This window comes from Alphaproteobacteria bacterium (genome assembly GCA_016699735.1).
Lineage (GTDB): Bacteria > Pseudomonadota > Alphaproteobacteria > Micavibrionales > Micavibrionaceae > JAGNKE01.
Map to the genome: position 1 here is coordinate 1,476,878 of CP065008.1, position 22,612 is coordinate 1,499,489.

The window sequence follows — 22,612 nt, forward strand, 5'->3', positions numbered from 1 at the left end:
TTTATTTAAATGAAGGTTAGAATGATCTTTGCATAACTAGGGTAAACAGGGTGATCAGGTGACGGACGGTTTGGCGGATACGGCTCCCGAATCCTTCGAGGAAATGACGGCAGAACAGCATCAGGACTGGTTTCAGGCCCGCAGCCGTCTGGCGCAGGAGCGGCCCAACGCCCGCATGGTTCTGCGGCAAAAATTCAGCTTTATGTCAGCGGATGAGCGCAGGGACGAATTGAGCCGAGCGCAGGAGGCTCTTTCCACGCTCGATCTGGCCGATCAAATCGGCGATAGCCGCGAAGAAGAGCCTTTCGAGCGCGATTACCGGATCACGTTGGAGGAAACAATCAAAATGCTCACCACCGACCCCGAACTGGGCATGGGTTAGAACGGGAGACAAAAAACATGGCACGAAATTCCTTTTATGTGAACACAGACACTCTTTACGATGAGTTGAACGCCCTCTCGGATGACGAGTTGGCCACAAGGCTGGAAGCGAACCACGATTTCCTTTTTGACGGGATGAGCGAAGATATGGTTCAGGACTGCGCCCAGATGGAGCATATGAAAATCGAGGCCCGACAGATCCAGCGTCTTGGCTCGCGTATTCAGCAGGAACGTGCCGCCGCACGGGTGGCTGTGGATCAGGGCGGCCCCCGGCACGAGCCGGGCTTGTAACGTGCCTGATTTTTCAATCAGGAAACTCCTTCAAATAAGCATAAAAAAGCCTTTAGAATCTCTGTGCGGGGGACTATATTAAGATTCCCCGTACACAGGTAAGGAGTATTCGTTGTGGCTGGCAGTGTGAACAAGGTGATTCTTGTTGGAAATTTAGGGCGTGACCCGGAGGTCCGGGCGATGCAATCGGGCGACAAGGTTGTTAATCTTTCGATCGCCACCGGCGAAAGCTGGAAGGATAAAACCACGGGCGAACGCAAGGAAAAAACGGAATGGCATCGCGTCGTCGTTTTTAATCAGGGAATCGCTACGATTTGCGAGCGTTACCTGAAGAAAGGCGCAAAAGTGTATATCGAGGGCCAGCTTGAAACGCGCAAATGGACCGACAAGGACGGGGTCGAGAAATATTCCACGGAAGTGGTTTTGCGTCCATTCCGCGGCGAACTGACGATGCTTGACGGCAAAGGCGGCGAAGGCGGGGCATCCGCATCGTCCGGCGGCGGACGGTCCTTCCGCGACAGCGGCGATTCGGGGTTCGGCATGGATCAGTCCCCGGCCAAGGCGCCGATGGTTGAGGAATTCGAAGACGAGATTCCGTTCTGATCACCGAAACGATAGCGATGAATTTTTTTCAGGAGTGCTTTGAATGCGCCGCGTTAAACGATTGACCCTCTTGGCTCTGCTCTGCGGAACATTGCTGTCTCCGCTGGCGCCCCTGTACGCGGCTGAAGAGGGAACGGGCCAGCCTATCCGCGCCGACAAGCTGCTCCAGAAACGCACGGCCGAGGAAGAAAAGAAGCAAAAGGCAGCTGAGAAGAAAGAGGAAACACCCGTGCAACGGCCTGCACAGGATCCGGCGACCCTTGAAAAACGGGTGGAACTGGCGCAGAAGATGCACGACATCCGCCCGACCAGCGAACAGGTGCAGAGCGCGATTATCCGCGCCTCCCAATCCGTACCGCTTGAAGAACGCGAATCGTTCATTGCCGCCATGAGTACGGTCCTGAATTATAAGGCGATCGAGCGCATTTCGGTGGATGCGATGGCCGAGGTGTACACGGTTCGGGAACTGGAGGCGATGGTAGCCTACTACGGCAAGCCCGAAGCCAAGAGCGCCTCGAAGGAAAAATCCAAAAAATGGACGGCTGTGATCAATAAGGAGATCGGGGGGGTGATCGACAAGGCGATGATGCGTATTCGCACAGGCGCCCTTAAGGATAAGGCGCCGGAAAATGAGAACAGCACACCGGCCCCGGAAGAAGCGGTCAGCGCTGACGATCTGCTCAAGGACCGCGCACCGGAGCCGGCGCAGAAAGAGGAGGCCCAACCGGATGAAAAAACGGAGCAGCCGGACGTCGCAAAAGACGAGCAGCAGGATCCCGCGACGCTTGGACACCGCATGGAACTGGCCAAGACAATGCACGGAATCAATCCCCTGACCCCGCAGATCGACGGGGAGGTCCGCCGCGCCTCTCTGACCGTTCCCCTGAAGGACCGCGAACCCTTTATTGCAGCGATGACGACCGTGATCAACCACAAGGCCATAGAGGAAATTTCAATCAGGGCCATGGCGGAGATTTACTCGGTCGCCGAACTGGAGGCGATGGTGGATTATTACGGCAAGCCCGAAGCCAAAAGCGCCACGGCTAAAATCGGCGACTGGGCACGGATGGTCCAGCCGCAACTCAGCCGGATTATCGACCGCGCCATCATGCGGGTCCGCACCGGGGCGCCAAACTAGAATGATGAACGATCAATAGAACCTCTTCAGGAAATAATAACTCATGAGCAGCGAGAACAAGACCCCTCCGGAATTTGATATTCCGAAAGTCTCCCTCGAAGACGAAATGAAGCAATCCTATCTCGATTACGCCATGAGCGTGATCGTGAGCCGGGCGCTTCCCGATGTGCGCGACGGACTGAAACCCGTACACCGCCGGATTCTTTACGCGATGCGTGTCGGGGGTTACTCCTCTGATAAACCTTTTAAAAAGTCTGCCCGCGTCGTCGGGGATGTCATGGGTAAATTTCACCCGCACGGCGATCAGGCGATTTACGATTCCCTTGTCCGCATGGCGCAACCCTGGTCCATGCGCCTGCCTTTGGTCGATGGACAGGGGAACTTCGGCTCTTTGGACGGCGATCCTCCCGCGGCTATGCGCTATACCGAGTCCCGCCTTGAAAAGGCGGCGGAAACGATGCTCGACGATATCGATAAGGAAACGGTTGATTTTCGTCCCAATTATGACGATACGGAATCCGAACCGTCCGTGCTTCCCTCGCGCATTCCCAACCTTCTGGTCAACGGAGCCGGGGGTATCGCGGTCGGGATGGCCACGAACATTCCCCCGCATAATCTGAATGAAGTCATCGATGCGTGCTGCGCGTTTGTCGAAAATCCGGCCCTGACCTCAGAAGAGCTGAATGCCATTATCCCCGGTCCGGATTTCCCGACAGGCGCGTTTATTATTGGCCGCAATGGCATCCGCTCGGCGTACCAGACTGGCAACGGCTCAGTCGTCATGCGCTCGAAAACCTCCATTGAGGAGATCGGCAAGCGCGAGGCGATCATCATCCGTGAAATCCCCTATCAGGTGAATAAAGGAAAACTTCTGGAGCGTCTCGGCGAAGTCGGGCGCGAGAAAATCGTCGAGGATATCCACGAAATCCGCGATGAATCCGACCGCGACGGGGTGCGCGTTGTCATCGAACTGAAAAACGGCGCGAATTCGGATGTGGTCCTGAACCAGCTGATGAAGCACACGCAGATGCAGACCAATTTCTCCTGCAACATGGTCGCGCTGCATAACGGCAAACCGCAGACCATGCTTCTGCGCGACATGATCAAGGCGTTTGTGAATTTCCGCGAGGAGGTCATCACCCGCCGCACGGTCTATGAACTCGGCAAGGCCCGCGAACGGGCTCATAAATTGGCCGGTCTGGCTGTGGCCGTTGCCAATATCGATGAAGTGATAGCGATTATCCGTAACGCACCCAATCCAGCAGAGGCAAAAGAGGGGCTGCTGTCGCGGGACTGGCCCGCCGCCGATGTCGCGCCGCTGATCGCGCTGATCGACGATCCTGAGTACCCGGTCTCGGATCAAGGCACGTACCGTATGTCCGAAATTCAGGCCAAGGAAATTCTGGATCTCCGCCTCCACCGTCTGACGGGTCTGGAGCGGGACAAGATCGGTGATGATTTGAAGAAGATCACGGACGAGATCTCAGAATTTTTAGCCATCCTCGCCAGCCGCGAACGCCTGCTCGAACTGCTGGTGAATGAACTCAAGGAAATCAAGGAAAAGTACGGAACACCGCGCCGCACCGAAATTCTGGACGCTGAATTCGAAGTCGATATCGAATCCCTGATCCAGCGCGAGGATATGGTGGTGACGGTGACGGGCGGCGGCTACGCCAAGCGTGTTCCGCTCGACACCTACCGCGCCCAGCGCCGCGGCGGCAAGGGCCGCACGGGCATGAGCATGAAGGACGAGGATTTCGTCTCCGATCTGTTCGTGGCCAGCACCCACACGCCGATGCTGTTCTTTACTTCAAGGGGAATCGTTCACCGCCTGAAAGTCTATCAAATTCCGCTGGCGACCCCGCAATCCCGCGGGAAGGCGCTGATCAACCTTCTTCCGCTGGAAAAAGACGAGAACGTCAGCGTTTATCTGCGGATGCCCGAGAATGAGGAGGTCTGGGACGAACTCGATATTATGTTCGCCACCTCCCACGGAACCGTCCGGCGCAACAAGCTCTCGGATTTCCGCAATATCCGCGCCAACGGCCTGATCGCTATGAAGCTGGGCGATGGGGAAAGGCTTGTCTCCGTCAAAATCTGCAAGGAAGACGAAGACGTTATGCTGGCCACCCGCAACGGCAAGGCCATCCGCTTTCCGGTTTCCGACATTCGCGTTTTTTCCGGCCGCACATCCACGGGCGTTCGCGGTATCAAGCTGAAGGACAAGGACGACGAGGTGATCTCCATGTCGATCCTCAAGCATATCGATCTCACCCCCGAGGAACGCAGTGCCTACATGAAGGCCGCCAACCGGATCATCGCGCCTGAAGAAGGCGCCGCGCTTCCCGCCGATGAGGAGGCTGAGGAGATTTCCGGGAACGGAGTCAACCTGACGGACGAGCGTTACCGCGAATTGCTGGCCAGCGAGCAACTGGTGCTGACCGTTACAAGCAAGGGCTTCGGAAAGCGCACGTCGGCTTACGAATACCGTGTTTCGGGGCGGGGCGGGCAGGGGGTTACCAATATGGCCCTGACCGAAAAGAACGGCGGCGAGGTGGTCGCCACCTTCCCGGTCACGGATTCGCATCAAATAATGCTGGTCACCGACAAGGGGCAGTTGATCCGCACCAAGGTGCAGAATATCCGCATCACGGGCCGCAGCGCGCAGGGCGTGACGATCTTCAAGGTCGGCGAGGGCGAAAGCGTGGTTTCGGTCGCCTGGCTGATTCAGGAAGATGAGGAGAACGGGAATAACGGGAGTGATGAGAGTGAGCCAGAAGAATCAGGTGATTGATAATCACTGGTACCAGAAAGTTGACGATGTCGCCGATACGGAGGCGGCGGAGGTCCGCAAGTCCCCCATCGCAGGAACAGGTGTGTTCGCCAAGAGAAACATTCGAAAGGGCGAAGTTGTTCTCCCGGTGACAGGGAAAAAGCTTCATGAATCGGAAATATCGGACGTTGATCGCTGCCAGTCCCTGCTCCAGATCGAGGAGGATGTGTATCTGATGGCGACGGGTACGATTGACGATTTCCTCAATCACAGCTGCGACCCGAACCTTGGGTTCACTCCTGACGGCCAGTCCTTTTTCGCCCTACGCGATATTGCCAAGGAGGAGGAATTGAGCTGGGATTACAGCAGCAGCGACAACGACCCGGAATGGGCCATGAAGTGTCTCTGTGGTTCGCCCCGATGCCGCGGAACCGTGGCCGGATTCCCGGCTCTGGATCAAGAGACGCGTCGGCGCCTTCTGCCCATCGCCCAACCGTATCTCCGCAGGCTGTACGGCAGTCAATGAGCAAAACCAAGACAAAATCGCTGGTGGGCATCTATCCCGGCTCGTTCGATCCGGTCACAAAGGGGCACCTCCATCTCATCCGCCGGGCCAGCCGGATTGTAGACAGGCTGATCGTTGCAGTAGCCCAAAGTCAGCGCAAGGGGCCGCTGTTTACGCTGGAAGAGCGAATGGAGATGCTGCGTAAGGATATTGAGAATATGCCCAAAAAAGGCTGTGAGATCGAGGTTCGGGCGTTTGACAGCCTTCTCGTTGAGTGTGCCCGGGAGGTCGGGGCTTCCTGTATTTTCCGTGGTTTGCGGGCCGTTTCGGATTTTGAGTACGAATTTCAGATGACCGGCATGAACGCCAAGCTGGACCCCGGAATCGAGACGGTTTTCCTCATGGCTGCGGATAAGTGGCAGTTCGTCTCCGCCTCGTTTGTCAAGGAAATCTGCAGCCTGGGCGGAAGTGTGGAGGAGTTCGTGACCCCGCAGGTGGCTGAAAAACTGAAGAAAAAATACAAAAAGCGGGGGAACAAAGCTTGACGCAGGGGGGTGAAATCCATATTGTTCCCCAATTCCAAGGCATGGGTTTATCCCTTTCGCAGATGATCGCGTAGCTCAGCCGGTAGAGCAACTGACTTTTAATCAGTAGGTCCCGGGTTCGAATCCCGGCGCGATCACCAAATTTATCAATGGCTTGCTTTGATCTGTGCATGGTCGTTCGATAAGATAGATACCACCCAGATACTCCAGCTTCAAAAAGCACTGCACTTTTGAGATCGGCATTGTGCCGTTTTCATAGCAAAACTTTTTGAAAGGACTGCACCATGAATATATTTTTACAGAATACTCAGGCATCGTTAACGCAATCGGAGAACACTCCTTCGCTACCTGCTGGCACCTTTGACGATCTGCCTCAGGATATCGAACAACTGATCGCGCTGCTGTTCGAAGCAGAACAGATATCGGTTGAGGCCAGAGATGCAGCCGACAAGGTCTTTTTCCAGCTTTCGGGGAATTTCAGGAGGAGGGCTGGAGAGACTGGCGGCATCCCTGAAGGCGCTACGGCTGAGGAAATTGCCCTCTGGAAAGAACATGAACGTCTTGAAGCTGTCTGTGTGGCTCCGGGGGAAAGGGTGCGGCGGATTGATCTGGATATTCAGCGCTTGGCGGGGCAGTGAAGCATTATGCCTGATCGCAGCGGCGCTGCACTTGCCCTTGCGCTGGCAGCCCTGTACGGATCGTCATGGGGCTGCTGGCAGGGTTTTATCAAGATACAAAAAGCCCTCCCGTCCGGAAACGGGAGGGAATGGAGGAATATTTAAAGGATTACGTCGATGGTGCAGAAAACTCGACCAGATCAAGTGTCTCGCCGGTTCTCAGGTTCACCTGCTTGATAAAGCCGATGCCCGCTGCATAGTACTTATGCTCGCGCACGAATGGCTCCAGGGGCGTGAATTCAAGGGTTTTCACGACATTAGAGAAACTTCCGTAAGGCACGGTAATACTGTCGTTGATCTGCAGAAGCGTTGCGGTGTCCTCAGCCTCTCCGACATAAAGTTCCTGCTTGTAGGTTTCATTGATATGGGCCGACGGGTCTGCGAACATCACGATCCCCGGTAACGCGCCATCAACGCCCCACTCAAATGAACCGCCCGTGCTGGCAGGCAATCCGTCCTCGTAAGCCGTGGTGAATTCGCCCAGATACCAGACGTTTCCATCTGTATCCTGAGCATACCAGTCATAGGTATCTTCCCTGATCTCACCGTTCACGTAAACGGTGTCGCGGACAACCGTGGCCTCGACGCCGTTGATCATCCGGGTTTCTTCAAGGACTTCGACGACCTGACGCTCCAGCCCTTCATCAGTCAGGCCTTCATAGGCCCATTTCATGCCGGGAATAAACGGCATATAAGGATTATCGATGGCCGCGCCTTCGAAATCTTCAGCGCCGATATCCGGGTTATGGCGGGGGTCGATGATGAAATCACTGGCATCGAGATCGTCCAGTGACGTTTTTTCCAGAACGGCGAGTTCTTCATCGTCAAAGGATACGACAACATGACGCCCCTCTTGCTCGAAAGTCAGGTCTTCAAAGGAATTCAAGCCTTCGATGTTGCGTATTTGCAGCTTGTCAGTGCCATCGTTGAAGTCTTTTATGGTATTGACGCCAACAGGCAGTTCTCCGTCAGCCAGCTCGAACAGGTCTGCGCCATGCCCGCCATAAGCGACGTTATTTCCGCCGTAAAACTCGATGTAGTCATCGCCGCTGTTACCATAGAGAACGTCATGGTGGCCACCGCGCACGATATCATTGCCCTGTCCGCCTTTCAGGACGTTATAGCCATTGCCGTCCGCTGTGCTGAGCGTGTCATCGCCTGTTCCGCCATTGAGCATGTCATGATGGTTTCCATCAATCTCGTCATCACCGGAGTTACCATCAAGGACGTTGTAGCCGTTGCCCTCGGCTGTGCTCAGAAGATCGTCTCCCTTGCCGCCCGAGAGGACATCGTGATGATTGCCTTCCAGCTCGTCATCGCCTTCTCCGCCCTTAAGGGTATTAAAGCCGTTGCCCTCATTGGTGGACAATTCGTCGTCTCCTGTGCCGCCAATCAAAGTGTCATGATGGTTGCCTTCCAGCTCGTCATCACCGGAGCCGCCATTCAGGGTATTATAGCCGTCCCCTTCAAGCGTATCGAGAATGTCATCGCCGCCAAATCCGCGCAGCGTGTCATGATGATTGCCCTCCAGTTCGTCATCGCCTCTTGTGCCGCGTATCTCGCGTCCGCCCTCGTCGTCGTCTGCCAAGTTGTTGGCAAAGAGAACATCCTGAATATCGATCGTGCCGGCAACATTTTCCGCCGCCTCCGCCTTAAAGGCAGAGCCCTGCGGTAAATTTGACAGTTCGGGATATGCGCCTGCGGTGGTGCCGGAGGGCTCGGGAAAGTTATGGTGGGGGTTTTCGTTGAAATCTAACATGATAATCTCCTCAATTATGAATAAACTACGGAAAACGCCTTCCGTCTTTGAAGAGGGAAATAAAAAATGAAACTTAGACGAGCCTTAATGGAAAAAGATTTTTACTTAAGTTTGCCTTAAGTCAGTCAGCGCAGGCGGGGAAGCTCACTGTAAAGCGTGTGCCTTTATCACCGCCGTTCGTGGTCACAGAAATTTCAGCGCCATGTCTTAGTGCGATAGCCTTGACGATTGAAAGTCCCAGCCCTGATCCGGTCGTCTTCGTGCCGAGTACGCGGTAAAATCGGTCAAAAATTCTCTCCCTGTGCTCTTCTGCTATCCCCGGGCCATTATCGCCAATGCTCAGGATGACGAGCGGGCCATTGCACACGACGCCTATATCAACCGCTCCGCCCTCTTGCGTATAGATGATTGCGTTGTTCAGAAGATTGCCGACAAGAATTCCAAGACTCTGTTCTTCACCTAAAATATAGGCATTCTGATCGCCTGTGAGAAAGGTCAGCCTGATATTCTTTTCCTTTGCGAATACTATATATTCCCCTCGGACAGTGCTGATGATCCTGTTCAGGTCGATTTTCTCTTGCGGAACCTCTCCAGCTTCCGGTTCCTGACGGGCCAGCAGCAGAAGATTTTTGACCATATGGATGCTTCTCTTTACACCGGCCTTCAGCCGCTCAAGGCTCTCCAGGCGCTCCGATTCATCCTGAGAACGCTCCAGATTGTCGATCTGAATTTGTACGGCCGCCAGAGGTGTGCGGAGTTCGTGTGCCGCATCGGCTGTAAATTGCCTCTGGGCCTTAAGGGCTTCATCGAGCCTGACAAGAAGCAGGTTTAAAGATTCAACTACCGTTCGGATTTCCCTGGGGACTTTTTCCAGCGCGAGCGGCGTAAGATTTTGGGAGTGTTTCTTTTCTATTTCTTCAGAGACGGTCCTCAGAGGCTTCAGCCCGCGTGTGATGGCAAAGAAGGAAAGGATCAGGACGAAGGGAAGCTGGGTAAGAACCGGCTGCAGGAAAGTCCAGACAATCTCAAGAATATCTTCGTCCCGTTCCTCCATCTCTCCGACAATCTGGACTGTGCGCCCACTCTTGGCCTTATTGATGTAATAGCGCCAGCGCTCGTCATCGTAATCAGTATAGCCGAAGCCCTTATTGTTAATCATCGGGATTTCAAGGTTTTTATGGGAGGTATAGAGAAGCTTTCCATCTTCTGACCAGACCTGAATAAGGAAGTCCCCGTCCTCCCCCAAATCGTGCTGCTCATGAAGAATTTTGTCGGCCTGACGCGGCTGCGCCTCCTCCTGCGCGGCGACAGCATACCCGACCTGAAGCATACTTTCATCGAGCATGTCATTGAGTTCTTCTTCCGAAATTCGAAAAATCAAGGTCGCAAGAACAGACGTTCCAAGACACAGGACCAGAGAAATCCAAAAAAGGAGTTTGAGGCGTAAGGACATTACAAACACTCCCCAATCGAATAGCCCACGCCTCTTGTGTTTTTTATGATGCCTTTCCCGAGTTTTTTGCGGATCTGGTGGATATGGACTTCCACAGAATTACTTTCGACTTCTTCGTTCCAGCCATAGAGTTTCTCTTCCAGCTGCGCCCGGGAGAAAATTGAGCCGGGATTTTCCATTAATATCCTCATCAACGAAAACTCCCGCCCTGAAAGAACATACCTTTTATCCTTGTATACCGCCTCATGCGTCGCAGGATTGAGTGTCAAAGCCCCTAGAGAGATTTCAGGAGAGCGCTGATTTTCGCGGCGGCGCAAAAGCAACCTGATCCTTGCCTCCAGTTCCTCCAGCGCAAAGGGCTTGAGCATATATTCGTCAGCGCCGCAATCAAGCCCCTTCACACGATCGGAAACCGCATCGCGTGCTGTCAGAATAAGCACCGGGATATCATTTTGGCTTTTGCGGAGTTCCTGTAGGATCGTAAAACCGTTTTTATTTGGCAACCCTAGATCGAGGATAACAAGACAATAAGTCTTGTCCTTCACGCAATGCTCGACGTCAAATCCGTCCTGCACCCAGTCAACGCTGTACCCTGACCGACGAAGAGCCTTCTGGAGGCTCTCGCCGATCATGATATCGTCTTCAACCAGCAGGAGCTTCATCTTTGACTCTGCGACGCTTAGTCATCGGTGTCGGCTTGCTCAACTTCTATAATGGAGCCGCTGTTGCCGTCCAGTTCCACTTCAAGCATTTCCCCGGCATTGGTTTTTATGTTGAACTCATAGACGGGGATTCCAGCTTCTGTTTCCAGCTTGCTGGCTAGAATCTCAGCCTCCGGGTAGCTTTCAAGAAGTTTGTCTTTAACTTGTTGCTCAGTCAACGACGGAATGGCTTCGTCTGCAAAGCTTTGGGCACCACATAAAGCAATCCCAGTGGCTATCAATCCTAAAAAGATAAATTTTTTCATAGGGGTCTCCCGAGTTTTACTATTCAGATACTAACGTATTCTCACCCCTCAAGCTTATTTAAAACTTAAGGCGATCAAGGTTTTTCCTGCACTTTCCTTTACCAATTCTTAACAAAATCATGGGAAAAGTGACCTGAACATTCCTGGTTTTATGCAACTCACTTGAAATATTTGATATCTTTTTTATGAGTTATTTTATCTGTTACCTCCCATGCACCAGAAATCATCCCGTTTGTTGTTCTTTATGTGTGCGCTTTTCTCTGCGCCGGTAGCGTATGCGGAGGATACGGATGCTTTTGCAACCAACCCTGCAGTTTCGGGAGAAATTATTCTGGAGTTGGAAGGCGAAACCAGCCTGGGATCGGATGATCCCGACGAAGAACGCGATATCGCCGCTATTAACGCAGAAATCAGCGCCGAACTGTTAATAACTGAGAATATTTACATTGATACCACCCTCGTCCTTGAACCCGTTCGTGATCCCGATCCGGGCAAGGACAGTTTTTTTGACGACGAGGGCGCGTATGTCGAGGAATTGACCCTGAATGTCGAATACGGTCCGTGGTCGGCTTTTGCCGGAAAATTCAATCCCGGTTCGACACGTCTTGGGTACGCGAACGGGGAATCTGGACGGAGGATTTCGCGGAGGAATACGAAATCACCGAAAAAATAGGACTGGGCGCCGCCTATGAATACGAAAGCGAGAAATTCGGCAACCATGTCGTGGGGGCCAGCGCCTTTTTCGCCGACACGACCTTCCTTTCCGGGGCACTGGGAACAAGCCGGGAGCATATCTCACTTGAAGATGGTGGCCTGAGCAATACCGAGAACCTGTCCTCCTATGTTGTCACCCTTGAGGGTGGTAAGATTCCCCCCATCGAGACTGTCTACTACAGGCTCGGCTACCGCCATCTGGAGGCGGCAAAGGCGGATGAGGGCGATGACGATGAGGGCGGAGTCATTCTCACCCTCGGCAACGATTTTGCTTTTGACGTGACCGACCGGATAAAGGCCGATATTCTGACCGAGTATACATATGTCGAGGATTTCGAAGGAACGGACGATAATAACCATTATTTCACGGTGAGCCTGGTCAACACGTTTTATGAGAACTGGAGCCTTGCGGTCGGCTATACGGCACGGGAGATTGATTCCCACGAGGATGAAACGATCCACGACCATCTTCTGCAGGTCTCAGGCGGCTATGATTTCAGCAATGGCCTGACGGCTGAAATCGGTTGGCGCAACACCGAGGAAGATGGCGTAAAAACAGACATTGCGGGGGGGATTGTCCGCTATACCTATGATTTTTAAGGGTATTTTCCCTTAAGTTTTACATAAGAAACAGGCGTTACAGTTTATCTGTGGGCATGAATGCGGGGGATGTAATGACTCAAGGGTCGTCTGTCAGCAATGAAAATAAGGCTAAGGGTGTTTCATTTTTTCATTCCCTGCGGTTTCGCATCCTTGGGATGGTAATCGGCCTGGTCGTTTTTGTCCTTTTTCTCTTTACGAGCTTCACACTCAGGGAGTTTGAGAAAGCCAACAAGGCGAATATCGAACATGAAGGGCTCCTCCTGTCCCACATGATGGAATCGGCCATTCATGACCTAGCGTTAAACAAGAATATTGAGGGAATGCAATCCTTCATCGACCGTCTGGTCGGCCAGCGGGACAAAAACGATATAGAAATCAATGTTCTCTTCAGCAAGGGGGAAAGTTCGGACATCGTGGCGAGTAACGACCCGGGCAATATAGAAGAGTCTGATGAAGAAGAACATGATGCCATGGTTCAAGTCCTCAAAACGCGCAAGCCCATCATGGACATTGACGTCACGGACGGCGATCTTGACCCGGACGACGACCCCAGCACCTTTACGAACCCCAATCATATCGATTATTTTATCTCGCCCGGCTACCGTTACATGAGCCTGACCACTCCGCTGGCTCCCAAAGATCAGGAATTGGGCAGCATCAATGTCGTCCTGTCCCTCAGCTCCCTTGACCGGATCATGCGCTCCGCCTACACCCATGTTGCCACCATGCTGGCCGCCGGAATGCTGATCCTTGCGGGCGGGATTTCCCTATACCTGAATGGCCAGTTATTCAGCCCGCTGAGGAAACTGGCCCATAACATCTATCAGTTTGGTGTTGGCGAACCGATGGAGGATCTGGCCCGGAACAAACGCGATGAAATCGGCGTCATCAACCGCGAATTTACTCATATGGTCGCCCGCATCCGGAAGGCGGAAGCAGAGAACGAAGCATATCTTGAAGAAATCGAGCATCAGAAGGAACAGGTCGAAAGCCTTCTTCTCAATATTCTCCCCCGCTCGGTCGTTGAGCGCATCCATACGGGCGAGGAGATGATCGCGGACGCTCATCAGGAAGTAACGGTTCTCTTCGCCGATCTGGCCGGATTCACAAAATTCGCCAACCGTAATACCCCGCAGGCGGTCGTTGAAACTTTGAACCGGATTTTTTTTCGCTTCGATGAGCTTGCCCTTCAACACGGTGTGGAGAAAATCAAGACAATCGGCGATGCCTATATGGCCGTAGCAGGAGTGCCTGTTTCCTGCGCTGATCATGCGGAGCGGGCGGCTCGGATGGCGCTGGGGATGCTCGAAGCGATGGAGGAGATCGATAGCGGCCTGCGCCTTCGGATCGGGTTGCATACGGGTCCGGTTGTGGCCGGAGTTTTGGGAAAGCATAAGTTTTCCTATGATGTCTGGGGCGACACCGTCAATGTGGCCAGCCGCTATGAAAGCGCGGGTGAGCCGGGATTTATCCATGTTTCCTTCGAACTGGCCGAAATTCTGAACAAAAAATTCAAACTTGAATCCAGGGGGATAAGAGACATTAAGGATATCGGAAAAGTGGAGAGCTTTTTTTTAAGTGTCTGTACCAGATAACTGGGAAAGGTTACTGGTACAGGTATGAGGAAGAACCGTTTATCGCAAAGCAAGCAGGAGCGATTATTGGAGCATTTTGTGTCAGTGCCCAGCGTCTGCTGCATATAAATCACAGCGTCCCGGCAGCGGGCGGGGCTGCTCAGAACTCTCCCGACGAGACTTTCTTGGGAATAAGTTTATCCAGCGTCAGGTCGGCACCGCCCGCTTGAGCCGCGCATTCTCAACCTCTAGTTCCTTCAGGCGCTGGACCTGATCCGTGCCCATTCCCCCATATTTCTTGCGCCAGCGGTAATATGTGTTGCCCGTCACCCCGTTCTCGCGCAACACCTCCGCCATCTCCTTGCCCAGACCGGCCAGAACCTCGGCCCGCCGCAACATCCCAATGATCTGCTCTTCGTATAACGCTTCTGCGACATCCAAAACCTCCATAAAGTATGTCCAAATAATCTACCGGAGATTCACTCTCCAACCGGCCTCATTTATAAGGGGCGGATCAGGATTTCAGAAAAATCTCGCGGGCTACTCACTGGGCTACATTAAATCTATTCGAGGTGTTGACAGCCGTCTTGGTCACCAAAGCTTCTTGTGGATTGTTCTTCCTCGAAGCGCCGATATCCCTTCGGATCACGAACCCAGTCATAGATGTCGCACAGGTAGAACGCTGGTCCACCCCCTTCCATTATCGAGCCTTGACAAGAAAAACGGGTCTGGCATCCACAGTTTTAACGAACAGTCTGCTGCCAGTCCGAAGTGACCCCCTATGACTCCATCTTGACAAGGGCTGGCTTTCAACGCTCAATGCCTTTCGGCACCAGAGAAGAAGGACAGTTTGCGTGACCAAAAACGACGGAAAGCCCCCAGGCGTGAAGCAACCGCTCTATAAAAGCAGCGCCGACAAGCTGTTTCAGGAAAACATCAAGGACAAGGACCGCAAGCCGATGGCCCGTCTGCGCGGCTACCTTCTGGCCGGCATCCTCGTTACCGCCCCGATCACAATCACCGTATACCTGACCTATCTCTTTCTGACCTTCGTGGATAGCAAGGTCGCGCTGGTTCTCCCGACGGAGTGGTATCAGGCGCTCTACGGCAAGGCCACGATTCCCGGCATCGGTCTTTTCGTAGCAATAACATTTTTCATTTGTATCGGCTGGTTCGCCACCAACTTCCTCGGCCGTATCCTGATTCTGATTTCAGAAAAAATTCTGGCTCGGATGCCGATCATAAGAACAATTTACAGTGCCACCAAGCAGGTTCTGGAAACCGTGATGACCAGCCAGTCGAACGCATTCCGCGAAGTCGTGATGTTCGAATACCCCCGGCAAGGCTGTTGGAGCATCGGTTTCGTGACCGGCAGCGCCATTCCGCAGGTACAGGAGAATACGGGAGAGGAAACCCTGAACGTCTTCATCCCCACCGCCCCATTGCCGACACAGGGTTTTTTGCTCTTTATTCCCAAAAAAGACCTTATTTTGCTGGATATTACCGTGGAGGAGGGGATAAAACTGGTCGTATCCGGCGGGATGCTGAAGCCCGACCCCGACAACCCCGGCAAAGTTCTGAAAGAAACCGGAAAGACCGGGAAGGCGAATAAAGTAAAGATTGAAGGAGTAGACCATGAGCGGCCTCATTAAATCGATTCAGGAGCGCGACCCGGCGCAGCCGACCTTTGCGGAAGTGCTGTTTGCCTATAACGGCTTCCATGCCGTTGTCCTGCACAGGATGAATAACTTTATCTGGCATCTGGGGCTGAAGGCTTTAGCGCGGGCGCTGGCGAACTTCACCCGCTTCCTGACGGGCATCGAAATCCATCCCGAAGCGACAATCGGCAAAAACCTGTTTATCGACCACGGCACGGGCGTTGTTATCGGCCAGACAGCCATCATCGGCGATAACGTCACGATCTATCACGGCGTCACTCTGGGCGGTGTAGGGCGCAGCGGTACAGTGAATGGCAAGCGCCACCCGACTCTTGAGTCCGGCGCGATTATTGGCGCCGGGGCGCAGCTTCTGGGCGATATCACCGTTGGAGAGGGGGCTAAGATAGGTGCAAACTCCGTCGTAACAACGGACATCCCCGCTCATGCCACGGCCATCGGCATTCCCGCCCGGGTCGTCGGCGGCGATGACAAGGCCCGCGCCTATGGAATGCCCAGCCGCGAGGAGATGACCGACCTGATCACCACGATGGACTGCCTGATCCGTGAAATGGGCAAGATCAAAAAGGAACTGAACCTTAAATCCGAGAAGGATAATTGTGCCTCTGCTGCCCCCTGTGAGGATATTAAGAAAAGCGCGGCTGAGTAAACCTGTCTAGGGCCGCGGCAGTCCGCTGCGCGAGACAGTCTCAGGGTAAGGATCGGAATTCCGCCGCTTCCAGTCTTCCTGCGGATCGAGCGGAATATCCAAAGATCCCGGTTTGGTTTTCGGCTCATAGGGCGGCCCGACATCCAGCCCGCCCTCCGGTACATAAACATAACTCAAGAACTCATAACGACCAAGGGCAGCCGTTCTAGGGTCTGTAATGACCTTACCGTTGTCATCGAGATTGGTAACGATCCCGCTTCCGGCTTGCGGGCTAATGCCAAGTTTCTGCGACCAGGTTCCGTCACCGTTTTCCCGAACAAAATGATAATCCATCAGAGAATTATCGCCCCGAACCTTGGGGTCTTCGTGCGGGGGACGGGCAAAAACGGCCACACGGTAATATCCGGCGATCGGCTCGGCATCGGTTCCGCCAATCATCGCCCCGTCAGCTTCCACAGCCTTCATCAATTCCCTTTTAAATGTCTCGTAATTTGTTTCGCTGGCGAAGGAAAATCCAAAGTCACCGCGCTCACCGGGCGTATCGCCGCCGTTTCGGTAACGGTCCATATCGTTCATCGCATAGGAATAGCAGTTGGCATACTCCTGAAACCCCTGCGCCAGATAAGTCTCACGGGCCAGAGGCTCAAAGCGTTTGGCATCCTCCGGCTTCATCCCGAAATGGGCGCCGATTTTGTCGAAATCCCCCTCGAACCGGACGACGGCCGCGTTAAACTGTACCAGCGCATCGCGGGCTCGTTCGACCGGATTGCGGTCGATCCTGGACTGAATCATGCGGAGATCGTTGTCTTCGGCAGGGCGGCGGTACTCCTCGCGCGCCAGAACACGGGAAACAATCTCACGGTGATCCTTCAAAAACCCGCGCAAGTCGGATTCGGACACACGGCTGTTCCACAACTCCGGCTCGTAGCGGGGCGCAGAAGGGTTAGGCTTGATTTCACTCTGGCTGGTCATGAAGTTCCCGCATTTTCTTAAATTATTGAATATTATGTCAAAATATAGGGAAAAATTCAACCACTCTGAAAATACGCAATCGCCTGATCTCGCTCAAAAAGGTAAAGAAGTGTCCGTAAAGCCTCTCCCCGCTTGGATTTCAGGGTAGGGTCTTTCGCAAGGATCAGTTTCGCATCGTCCCGCGCCGCCGCCAGCAATTCGCCATGCGCCGACAGATCGGCCAGCCGGAATTCGGCCATCCCGCTTTGCCTCAGCCCCAGTAGATCGCCGGCCCCGCGCAGATGTAAATCCTTCTCCGCAATCACGAAGCCGTCCTCTGTCTCCCGCAGCGTCGAAAGCCGCGCCTTCGCCGTCTCTCCCAAAGGGCCGCTATAAAGAAGAAAGCAATAGGATTGATCCGCCCCGCGCCCCACGCGGCCGCGCAACTGATGCAACTGAGCGAGGCCAAAACGTTCGGCGTGTTCAATAACCATGATCGTAGCGGCGGGAACATTGACCCCGACTTCGATCACCGTAGTGGCGACAAGGATATCCAGATCGCCCGCGATAAATTTCTCCATCACGGCATCTTTATCGGCGGGCTTCATCCGCCCGTGGATCATCCCCGTTCGCTCACCGAACACCTGCCGCAGCACGTCATAGCGTTCCTCCGCGGCGGCCAGGTCGATCAACTCCGACTCTTCAACAAGTGGGCAGACCCAGTAAACGCGATTGCCTTCTTTGATCTTGTTCTTGAGCCGCTCAATCAGCATCTCCATTTTTTCGGAAGGCAGCAGCAAGGTATCGATCGGCTTCCGTCCCGGAGGCTTCTCGTCCAGCTTGCTGACATCCAGATCGCCATAGGCCGTTAGAGCCAAAGTGCGCGGAATCGGAGTCGCCGTCATGACAAGCAGATCAATGCCGTGGTTTTTGGTGGAGAGTTCCAGCCGCTGCTGCACCCCGAAACGGTGCTGCTCGTCGATCACCGCAAGGCCGAGGTCTTGATAGACGACATCCTTCTGAAAAATCGCATGAGTTCCGATAATCACCTGCGCGGCGCCGTTGCGGATCTGCTGCAACAGCGTTTCCCGCGTCTTGCCTTTATCCCGCCCGGTCAGGATAACGGCACGGACTCCAGCCGCTTGCAGGTAAGGGGAGAGAGTCTCCGCGTGCTGCCGCGCCAGAATTTCGGTGGGGGTCATCAGCGCCGCCTGTTTCCCGGACTCGACCGCATTCAGCATCGCCAGACACGCCACGATCGTCTTGCCGCTGCCGACATCCCCATGCAGCAGGCGCAGCATCCGTTGCGGCTTCTGCATATCTTCATCAATTTCCGCAAGGCTGCGCTTCTGAGCCCCCGTCAGTTGAAAGGGCAGGGCGGCCAGAACCTTCTCACGCAACACCGTTGAAACCTGATGGCTGCGCCCCTCCACAACCCGCTGATGCTCCCGCACGATCAGGAGCGTGAGTTGATTGGCCAGCAATTCATCATAAGCCAGCCGCGCACGGCAGGGGGTCAGCGGGTTCAGGTCTTTTTCGCTTTCGGGATGATGGAGAGCGGTTAAAGCCTCCTTCCACCCCGGCCATTTCTGCTGCGCCTGATACGCCTCGTCCAGCCATTCCGGCAGGGCGGGAATCATCCTTTCCGCCGCCGCCACGGATTTATTCATCAGCTTGTTGGTGATCCCCTGCGTCAGCGGATAAATCGGCTCGATACGCTCGATGGCGGCACGGTCCTCGACCTTGCCGACCGCATCGGGATGCACCATTTGCGGCTGACCTTGAAAATATTCGACCCGGCCGCTGACGATGACCGTCTGCCCTTCGGGCAGCTGCTTTTCAATCCAGACCTTATTGGCGTGGAAAAAAACCAGCATCATCACACCGCTCTCATCCAAGCATTGAACGCGGTAAGGAAGATTTTTGCGGGCGTTGGGCGAATGCTTCCCGACCCGAACCGTCAGCGTGACAACTCGCCCGTTGGGAACGTCGGAAATTTTTCCTGAAAATCGCCGATCCACAAAATCCACCGGCGCATGAAACAGAAGGTCCAGGACTTTCGGTCCGCCAACAAGGTTTTCCATGAGCTTCGCATTGCGTGGCCCAATTCCGGGCAGAGCAACAAGTGAACGGAACAGCGGATCAAGATCAAAAGGTCTGCTCATAGCTTTAACGAATATGCGGCGTCAGTGCGACGCTTCGTTTTTGATTTTCTGGCTCAGCCGCACGGCCATATAACTGATCCCCACCAGCATAAATCCCATCATCATCAGCGCGAGCGGCCAGCCTGTGATATCCTTGAAATACTGATCGGTGTAATAGGTCAGGAATCCCAGCAGCCCGAACGTTCCGACCAGCAGCATCGTCCGGCTGTGCATCCGCACGCTCACCCACATCAGCCCGATCGTGACCGGAAGCATGATGATATCATAAGCCGAATTCTCGACACTCTGAAACACGGACCACAGAAGACCGACGCCCCCGATAAAGTACCAGAACGCGGCAATAGGCTTATGCTTGGTTCGGTCGATGCTCCACGCCACCATCAGAATTGAAAGGCTGAGCCCGATCCCCATCGGGTCTTCGGGCACCTCGCAACGGTCCATGAGGATCCCGACAGAGGCGTTCCAGAACAGATACCCGAAAAACAAAAGCGTCGTCCGCCGGAAGATGAGAAAACAGACAAGAAACTGCACGGCCAGTATCCCGAAAACCACCATGGCCGCCAGTTGCGTATCGTCGCCCGAGCCATATTCGTCCAGAAACACGAACATTCCAACAGGTTGTAGGATCGCAGCCTTAAGGAACAGCGGCGTCGAAGCCCGCATGAACCGCTGGTCCTTCAGAGTCACGATACCCAGAATAAACGCCGCAATCCCCGGCCCGAAGGTGATGATCACCCGCGCCGGACTGTTGAGGTCGCTCCAGATCATCCCCATATAAAGCGCCAGCCCGCCGAATACGAACACTGCCCCGATATAGCCCAGCAGGCGCGAAAGCCATACGGAACTTTTATCCTTGAGTGCGGTCTTTGTCAGATGCGCGCCGATTTCATCAAGAGATAAATGGTGCATACGCGCCAAAACAGCGATCTGCTCCAGCGCTTCGGCTTTCGTAATCTCTGGGGATGAACGGGACGGCTGTTCCATTGAATTATTATTCCACAACCCAGCCGATCAACTCACCCTGCCCGTAATAATAGGGCGCCTCGACCTTGATTGGAAAATCAACACCGTCCTTGGACAAAACGATCCGGTTGCGCCCGCTGTGCCCGCCGCCGAAAATCTCGGTCATCAGGTTGCCGCTCCCCCGGTATTCGGAGCGGAACGTAAATCCGTCCGGGCTGGTGAGGGCAGTATCTAGTTTCTTTGTTTTGAGGGCAGCAACGGGCTGTGTGGATTTCTCTCCGGGCGTGACCTCCGGCAGGTCGATCCTCTCAACCCGCTTTGTTTTAGGATCGTAAAGATAAATTTGCGGAACCTGCCAGTTCGCAGCGTTTTCAGCCGAAGACGGCGTATAGCGCAGTTCAAGAATCTTATCTTCATTGACCGCCAGCTTATAGGGGTATTCCGGGTTGTTACGGTAATAGAAATCCTGTGCAAAAACGACGGGATATTGCGGCGGCGGAATGGTCTCGAACCGGAAATTCGCCGAAGCGAAAAAGACAAGGGACAGGATCAGCGGCAGCGAGATCCCGATCATCAGAACGAAATGCTCTTTCAAAAACACTTTCATGGCACAATAACCCTGCTATGCTGCGAACAGAATAGAGGGTAAAGCGCCGATGACCAAGAATCAAGAACCTTCCGAACTGGAGATCCGCCGCAAGCGCCTCATCTTCCGCTCATGGCATCGCGGCACAAAGGAAATGGACCTGATCCTCGGCACCTTCGCGGATTCGCACGTACCGACTTTTTCGGAAAGTGAACTGGAGAGCTATGAGCGGATTTTAAATTGTAACGATCCCGACCTGTATGACTGGATTTCGGGAAGAACACCGCCGCCAGCAAACGTGATCGACGGTGTCTTCGAGAAAATCCTGAACCGTAAGGCTATCGTAAAGCCTTAAGCGGCAGCGCGGGCCTGCGCCCCTCCGCCATGAAACGCCCTTTTGCCCCTGTGACGGCGCCTCTTGCGGCTTTTCTGCGAATCCTGAACGGGTTTTGGTCCGCGTTCGGGATGAGCGCCGGGATTCATAAGACGCTCGATCGCCCGCCACTTTACCCCGTCCTGAGGCGTGACGAGGCACAGCGCGGCGCCTTCGGCCCCCGCGCGCGCCGTCCGCCCGATCCGGTGAATGTAATCCTCCGGCACCTGCGGCAGGTCATAGTTGATGACATGAGCGATATGCGGAACGTCCAGCCCACGCGCAACGACATCGGTCGCAACGAGGATCCTGTATTTCTGCCCCCGGAAATCGCGGATGACGCGTTCGCGCTTGCTTTGCCGTAGATCGCCGTGAATGGCCTCGGAGGAAAAATTCTCCTTGTTCAGCCTCTTGGAAAGCCGCTCAGTGCCGTATTTCGTCTTAACGAAAATAATCACCGTGCCTTCCCGCTGCTCCAACTGGCGGACAAGCTCGTTATACTTTTCCGCCTCGTCCACGCGGATGACGTCCTGACGGATTTTATCGGCCGCTTTGATCGTTGACCCCACAGCAACCCTCTTGGGATTTTTAAGATACAGATCGGCCTGCTTGATGATATTGGCGGGCAGGGTGGCAGAGAACATCAGCGTCTGCCTTTGAGCGGGCAGATGCTTGGCAATGCGCTCGATCTGAACCGAAAACCCCATATCCAGCATCCGGTCCATTTCATCCAGAACCAGGAAATGGGCATCTTTGAGGTTCAGGGAACCGCGCTGAAGATGATCGTTGATCCGTCCGGGTGTCCCGACGATCAGGCGCGGGCGGGCGCGCAACTGGTTGAACTGCTTGCCCATCGGCTCACCGCCGATGATAAAGGCGGTCTTGATCGGGCTGTTCGGGCCAAGAAGCTTATGCATGATCTCCATGATCTGCTTGCCCAGTTCCCGCGTAGGGGTGAGCACAAGAGCCGAGCCATGGGGGTTTGAAAGAAGTTTTTCCAAGAGCGGAAGAGCGAACGCCGCGGTCTTTCCGGTCCCCGTTTGCGCGGAGCCAAGTATATCATGGCCCTGCAGGGCGAGAGGGATAGCCTGCGCCTGGATCGGAGTGGGCTCCGCATAACCCATCTGCGTAAGTGAGCGCATCAGGTTGGCGTGAAGCTTAAAGTGTTCAAAATTATTCATTGAATTTTTCTTTTCTTTTGTAAAAGGGCAACCCCTCATGCGCCATCAGGGCAGCATGACGGATTGCCTCATAGTCTTTATGGGG

General features: G+C 54.2%; 24 protein-coding genes and 1 tRNA gene. 15 read left to right on the forward strand and 10 right to left on the reverse strand.

Going from position 1 to position 22,612, the window contains the following annotated elements:
• Nucleotides 1-58: 58 nt before the first annotated feature.
• The 9 genes from IPN28_07190 to IPN28_07230 all read left to right on the forward strand — a co-directional run bounded on the left by IPN28_07190 (nt 59) and on the right by IPN28_07230 (nt 6,874).
• Nucleotides 59-382, forward strand: a complete 324-nt coding sequence (locus IPN28_07190) for a hypothetical protein (protein ID QQS56092.1) — start codon at nt 59-61, stop codon at nt 380-382.
• 17 nt (nt 383-399) lie between these two features.
• Nucleotides 400-672: a hypothetical protein gene (locus IPN28_07195; protein QQS56093.1), complete on the forward strand. Its 273-nt coding sequence runs from the start codon at nt 400-402 to the stop codon at nt 670-672.
• Between the two features lie 114 nt (nt 673-786).
• Nucleotides 787-1,275 (forward strand): single-stranded DNA-binding protein, encoded by a 489-nt coding sequence (ssb, locus tag IPN28_07200; protein QQS56094.1) that lies wholly within the window; start codon nt 787-789, stop codon nt 1,273-1,275.
• A gap of 43 nt (nt 1,276-1,318) precedes the next feature.
• Nucleotides 1,319-2,413, forward strand: coding sequence for a hypothetical protein (locus tag IPN28_07205; GenBank protein QQS56095.1), 1,095 nt, complete (start codon nt 1,319-1,321; stop codon nt 2,411-2,413).
• 43 nt (nt 2,414-2,456) lie between these two features.
• The gene (gyrA, locus tag IPN28_07210) at nt 2,457-5,207 is read left to right on the forward strand and encodes a DNA gyrase subunit A (protein ID QQS56096.1); all 2,751 of its coding nucleotides are present in this window, start codon (nt 2,457-2,459) and stop codon (nt 5,205-5,207) included.
• Entirely contained in the window at nt 5,182-5,712 is a 531-nt protein-coding gene (locus IPN28_07215; protein ID QQS56097.1) for an SET domain-containing protein-lysine N-methyltransferase, read from the forward strand. Before gyrA ends, IPN28_07215 begins: the two co-directional genes overlap by 26 nt.
• Nucleotides 5,709-6,236: a pantetheine-phosphate adenylyltransferase gene (coaD, locus tag IPN28_07220; protein QQS56098.1), complete on the forward strand. Its 528-nt coding sequence runs from the start codon at nt 5,709-5,711 to the stop codon at nt 6,234-6,236. The genes IPN28_07215 and coaD overlap by 4 nt, the downstream gene beginning before the upstream one ends.
• 64 nt (nt 6,237-6,300) lie before the next feature.
• A tRNA-Lys gene (locus IPN28_07225) sits at nt 6,301-6,376 on the forward strand.
• A gap of 144 nt (nt 6,377-6,520) precedes the next feature.
• Nucleotides 6,521-6,874, forward strand: coding sequence for a hypothetical protein (locus IPN28_07230; GenBank protein ID QQS56099.1), 354 nt, complete (start codon nt 6,521-6,523; stop codon nt 6,872-6,874).
• A gap of 148 nt (nt 6,875-7,022) precedes the next feature.
• Here IPN28_07230 and IPN28_07235 read toward each other — a convergent pair whose 3' ends face one another.
• The 4 genes from IPN28_07235 to IPN28_07250 form a co-directional block, all read right to left on the reverse strand.
• Complete coding sequence (locus IPN28_07235; GenBank protein ID QQS56100.1) at nt 7,023-8,672, reverse strand: hypothetical protein; 1,650 nt, start codon at nt 8,670-8,672, stop codon at nt 7,023-7,025.
• 121 nt (nt 8,673-8,793) lie between these two features.
• A complete protein-coding gene (locus IPN28_07240; GenBank protein ID QQS56101.1) occupies nt 8,794-10,017 on the reverse strand; it encodes a two-component sensor histidine kinase in 1,224 nt (407 codons plus the stop codon).
• A gap of 107 nt (nt 10,018-10,124) precedes the next feature.
• A complete protein-coding gene (locus IPN28_07245; protein QQS56102.1) occupies nt 10,125-10,787 on the reverse strand; it encodes a response regulator in 663 nt (220 codons plus the stop codon).
• Between the two features lie 17 nt (nt 10,788-10,804).
• A complete protein-coding gene (locus IPN28_07250) occupies nt 10,805-11,092 on the reverse strand; it encodes a PepSY domain-containing protein (protein QQS56103.1) in 288 nt (95 codons plus the stop codon).
• A gap of 211 nt (nt 11,093-11,303) precedes the next feature.
• On the opposite strand from IPN28_07250, the gene IPN28_07255 reads away from it, so the two are divergent.
• The 3 genes from IPN28_07255 (at nt 11,304) to IPN28_07265 (ending at nt 14,004) form a co-directional block, all read left to right on the forward strand.
• A complete protein-coding gene (locus IPN28_07255; protein ID QQS56104.1) occupies nt 11,304-11,765 on the forward strand; it encodes a hypothetical protein in 462 nt (153 codons plus the stop codon).
• On the forward strand, nt 11,654-12,406 hold the full coding sequence (locus IPN28_07260) for a hypothetical protein (protein QQS56105.1): 753 nt from the start codon (nt 11,654-11,656) through the stop codon (nt 12,404-12,406). Before IPN28_07255 ends, IPN28_07260 begins: the two co-directional genes overlap by 112 nt.
• A gap of 158 nt (nt 12,407-12,564) precedes the next feature.
• Nucleotides 12,565-14,004 (forward strand): adenylate/guanylate cyclase domain-containing protein, encoded by a 1,440-nt coding sequence (locus IPN28_07265; protein ID QQS56106.1) that lies wholly within the window; start codon nt 12,565-12,567, stop codon nt 14,002-14,004.
• A gap of 186 nt (nt 14,005-14,190) precedes the next feature.
• Here the strand turns inward: IPN28_07265 and IPN28_07270 are convergent, their stop codons facing one another.
• Nucleotides 14,191-14,433: a transposase gene (locus IPN28_07270; GenBank protein QQS56107.1), complete on the reverse strand. Its 243-nt coding sequence runs from the start codon at nt 14,431-14,433 to the stop codon at nt 14,191-14,193.
• 509 nt (nt 14,434-14,942) lie between these two features.
• On the opposite strand from IPN28_07270, the gene IPN28_07275 reads away from it, so the two are divergent.
• Nucleotides 14,943-15,635, forward strand: coding sequence for a DUF502 domain-containing protein (locus IPN28_07275; GenBank protein ID QQS58563.1), 693 nt, complete (start codon nt 14,943-14,945; stop codon nt 15,633-15,635).
• Nucleotides 15,619-16,308, forward strand: a complete 690-nt coding sequence (gene cysE, locus IPN28_07280) for a serine O-acetyltransferase (protein QQS56108.1) — start codon at nt 15,619-15,621, stop codon at nt 16,306-16,308. Before IPN28_07275 ends, cysE begins: the two co-directional genes overlap by 17 nt.
• Before the next feature lie 6 nt (nt 16,309-16,314).
• Here the strand turns inward: cysE and IPN28_07285 are convergent, their stop codons facing one another.
• From IPN28_07285 to IPN28_07300, 4 genes are read right to left on the reverse strand one after another with little or no spacing between them, the layout of a single operon-like run.
• On the reverse strand, nt 16,315-17,280 hold the full coding sequence (locus IPN28_07285; protein QQS56109.1) for a hypothetical protein: 966 nt from the start codon (nt 17,278-17,280) through the stop codon (nt 16,315-16,317).
• A gap of 56 nt (nt 17,281-17,336) precedes the next feature.
• Nucleotides 17,337-19,424, reverse strand: a complete 2,088-nt coding sequence (recG, locus tag IPN28_07290) for an ATP-dependent DNA helicase RecG (protein QQS56110.1) — start codon at nt 19,422-19,424, stop codon at nt 17,337-17,339.
• Between the two features lie 21 nt (nt 19,425-19,445).
• The gene (locus tag IPN28_07295; protein QQS56111.1) at nt 19,446-20,408 is read right to left on the reverse strand and encodes a DUF2157 domain-containing protein; all 963 of its coding nucleotides are present in this window, start codon (nt 20,406-20,408) and stop codon (nt 19,446-19,448) included.
• 7 nt (nt 20,409-20,415) lie between these two features.
• Complete coding sequence (locus IPN28_07300; protein QQS56112.1) at nt 20,416-20,994, reverse strand: hypothetical protein; 579 nt, start codon at nt 20,992-20,994, stop codon at nt 20,416-20,418.
• Between the two features lie 49 nt (nt 20,995-21,043).
• Here IPN28_07300 and IPN28_07305 point away from each other — a divergent pair, with 49 nt between their 5' ends.
• A complete protein-coding gene (locus IPN28_07305) occupies nt 21,044-21,328 on the forward strand; it encodes a succinate dehydrogenase assembly factor 2 (GenBank protein QQS56113.1) in 285 nt (94 codons plus the stop codon).
• On the opposite strand, the gene IPN28_07310 is transcribed toward IPN28_07305, so the two are convergent.
• Complete coding sequence (locus IPN28_07310; protein QQS56114.1) at nt 21,325-22,527, reverse strand: DEAD/DEAH box helicase; 1,203 nt, start codon at nt 22,525-22,527, stop codon at nt 21,325-21,327. The genes IPN28_07305 and IPN28_07310 overlap by 4 nt on opposite strands.
• Nucleotides 22,528-22,612 lie beyond the last annotated feature (85 nt).

Coding starts and splice junctions, on each gene's coding strand:
- IPN28_07195 (QQS56093.1), top strand. CDS start 400: ATGGCACGAAATTCCTTTTATGTGAACACAGACACTCTTTACGATGAG.
- IPN28_07205 (QQS56095.1), top strand. CDS start 1,319: ATGCGCCGCGTTAAACGATTGACCCTCTTGGCTCTGCTCTGCGGAACA.
- gyrA (QQS56096.1), top strand. CDS start 2,457: ATGAGCAGCGAGAACAAGACCCCTCCGGAATTTGATATTCCGAAAGTC.
- coaD (QQS56098.1), top strand. CDS start 5,709: ATGAGCAAAACCAAGACAAAATCGCTGGTGGGCATCTATCCCGGCTCG.
- IPN28_07230 (QQS56099.1), top strand. CDS start 6,521: ATGAATATATTTTTACAGAATACTCAGGCATCGTTAACGCAATCGGAG.
- IPN28_07235 (QQS56100.1), bottom strand. CDS start 8,672: ATGTTAGATTTCAACGAAAACCCCCACCATAACTTTCCCGAGCCCTCC.
- IPN28_07240 (QQS56101.1), bottom strand. CDS start 10,017: ATGCTCGATGAAAGTATGCTTCAGGTCGGGTATGCTGTCGCCGCGCAG.
- IPN28_07245 (QQS56102.1), bottom strand. CDS start 10,787: ATGAAGCTCCTGCTGGTTGAAGACGATATCATGATCGGCGAGAGCCTC.
- IPN28_07250 (QQS56103.1), bottom strand. CDS start 11,092: ATGAAAAAATTTATCTTTTTAGGATTGATAGCCACTGGGATTGCTTTA.
- IPN28_07255 (QQS56104.1), top strand. CDS start 11,304: ATGCACCAGAAATCATCCCGTTTGTTGTTCTTTATGTGTGCGCTTTTC.
- IPN28_07265 (QQS56106.1), top strand. CDS start 12,565: ATGGTAATCGGCCTGGTCGTTTTTGTCCTTTTTCTCTTTACGAGCTTC.
- IPN28_07270 (QQS56107.1), bottom strand. CDS start 14,433: ATGGAGGTTTTGGATGTCGCAGAAGCGTTATACGAAGAGCAGATCATT.
- IPN28_07275 (QQS58563.1), top strand. CDS start 14,943: ATGGCCCGTCTGCGCGGCTACCTTCTGGCCGGCATCCTCGTTACCGCC.
- cysE (QQS56108.1), top strand. CDS start 15,619: ATGAGCGGCCTCATTAAATCGATTCAGGAGCGCGACCCGGCGCAGCCG.
- IPN28_07285 (QQS56109.1), bottom strand. CDS start 17,280: ATGACCAGCCAGAGTGAAATCAAGCCTAACCCTTCTGCGCCCCGCTAC.
- recG (QQS56110.1), bottom strand. CDS start 19,424: ATGAGCAGACCTTTTGATCTTGATCCGCTGTTCCGTTCACTTGTTGCT.
- IPN28_07295 (QQS56111.1), bottom strand. CDS start 20,408: ATGGAACAGCCGTCCCGTTCATCCCCAGAGATTACGAAAGCCGAAGCG.
- IPN28_07300 (QQS56112.1), bottom strand. CDS start 20,994: ATGAAAGTGTTTTTGAAAGAGCATTTCGTTCTGATGATCGGGATCTCG.
- IPN28_07305 (QQS56113.1), top strand. CDS start 21,044: ATGACCAAGAATCAAGAACCTTCCGAACTGGAGATCCGCCGCAAGCGC.
- IPN28_07310 (QQS56114.1), bottom strand. CDS start 22,527: ATGAATAATTTTGAACACTTTAAGCTTCACGCCAACCTGATGCGCTCA.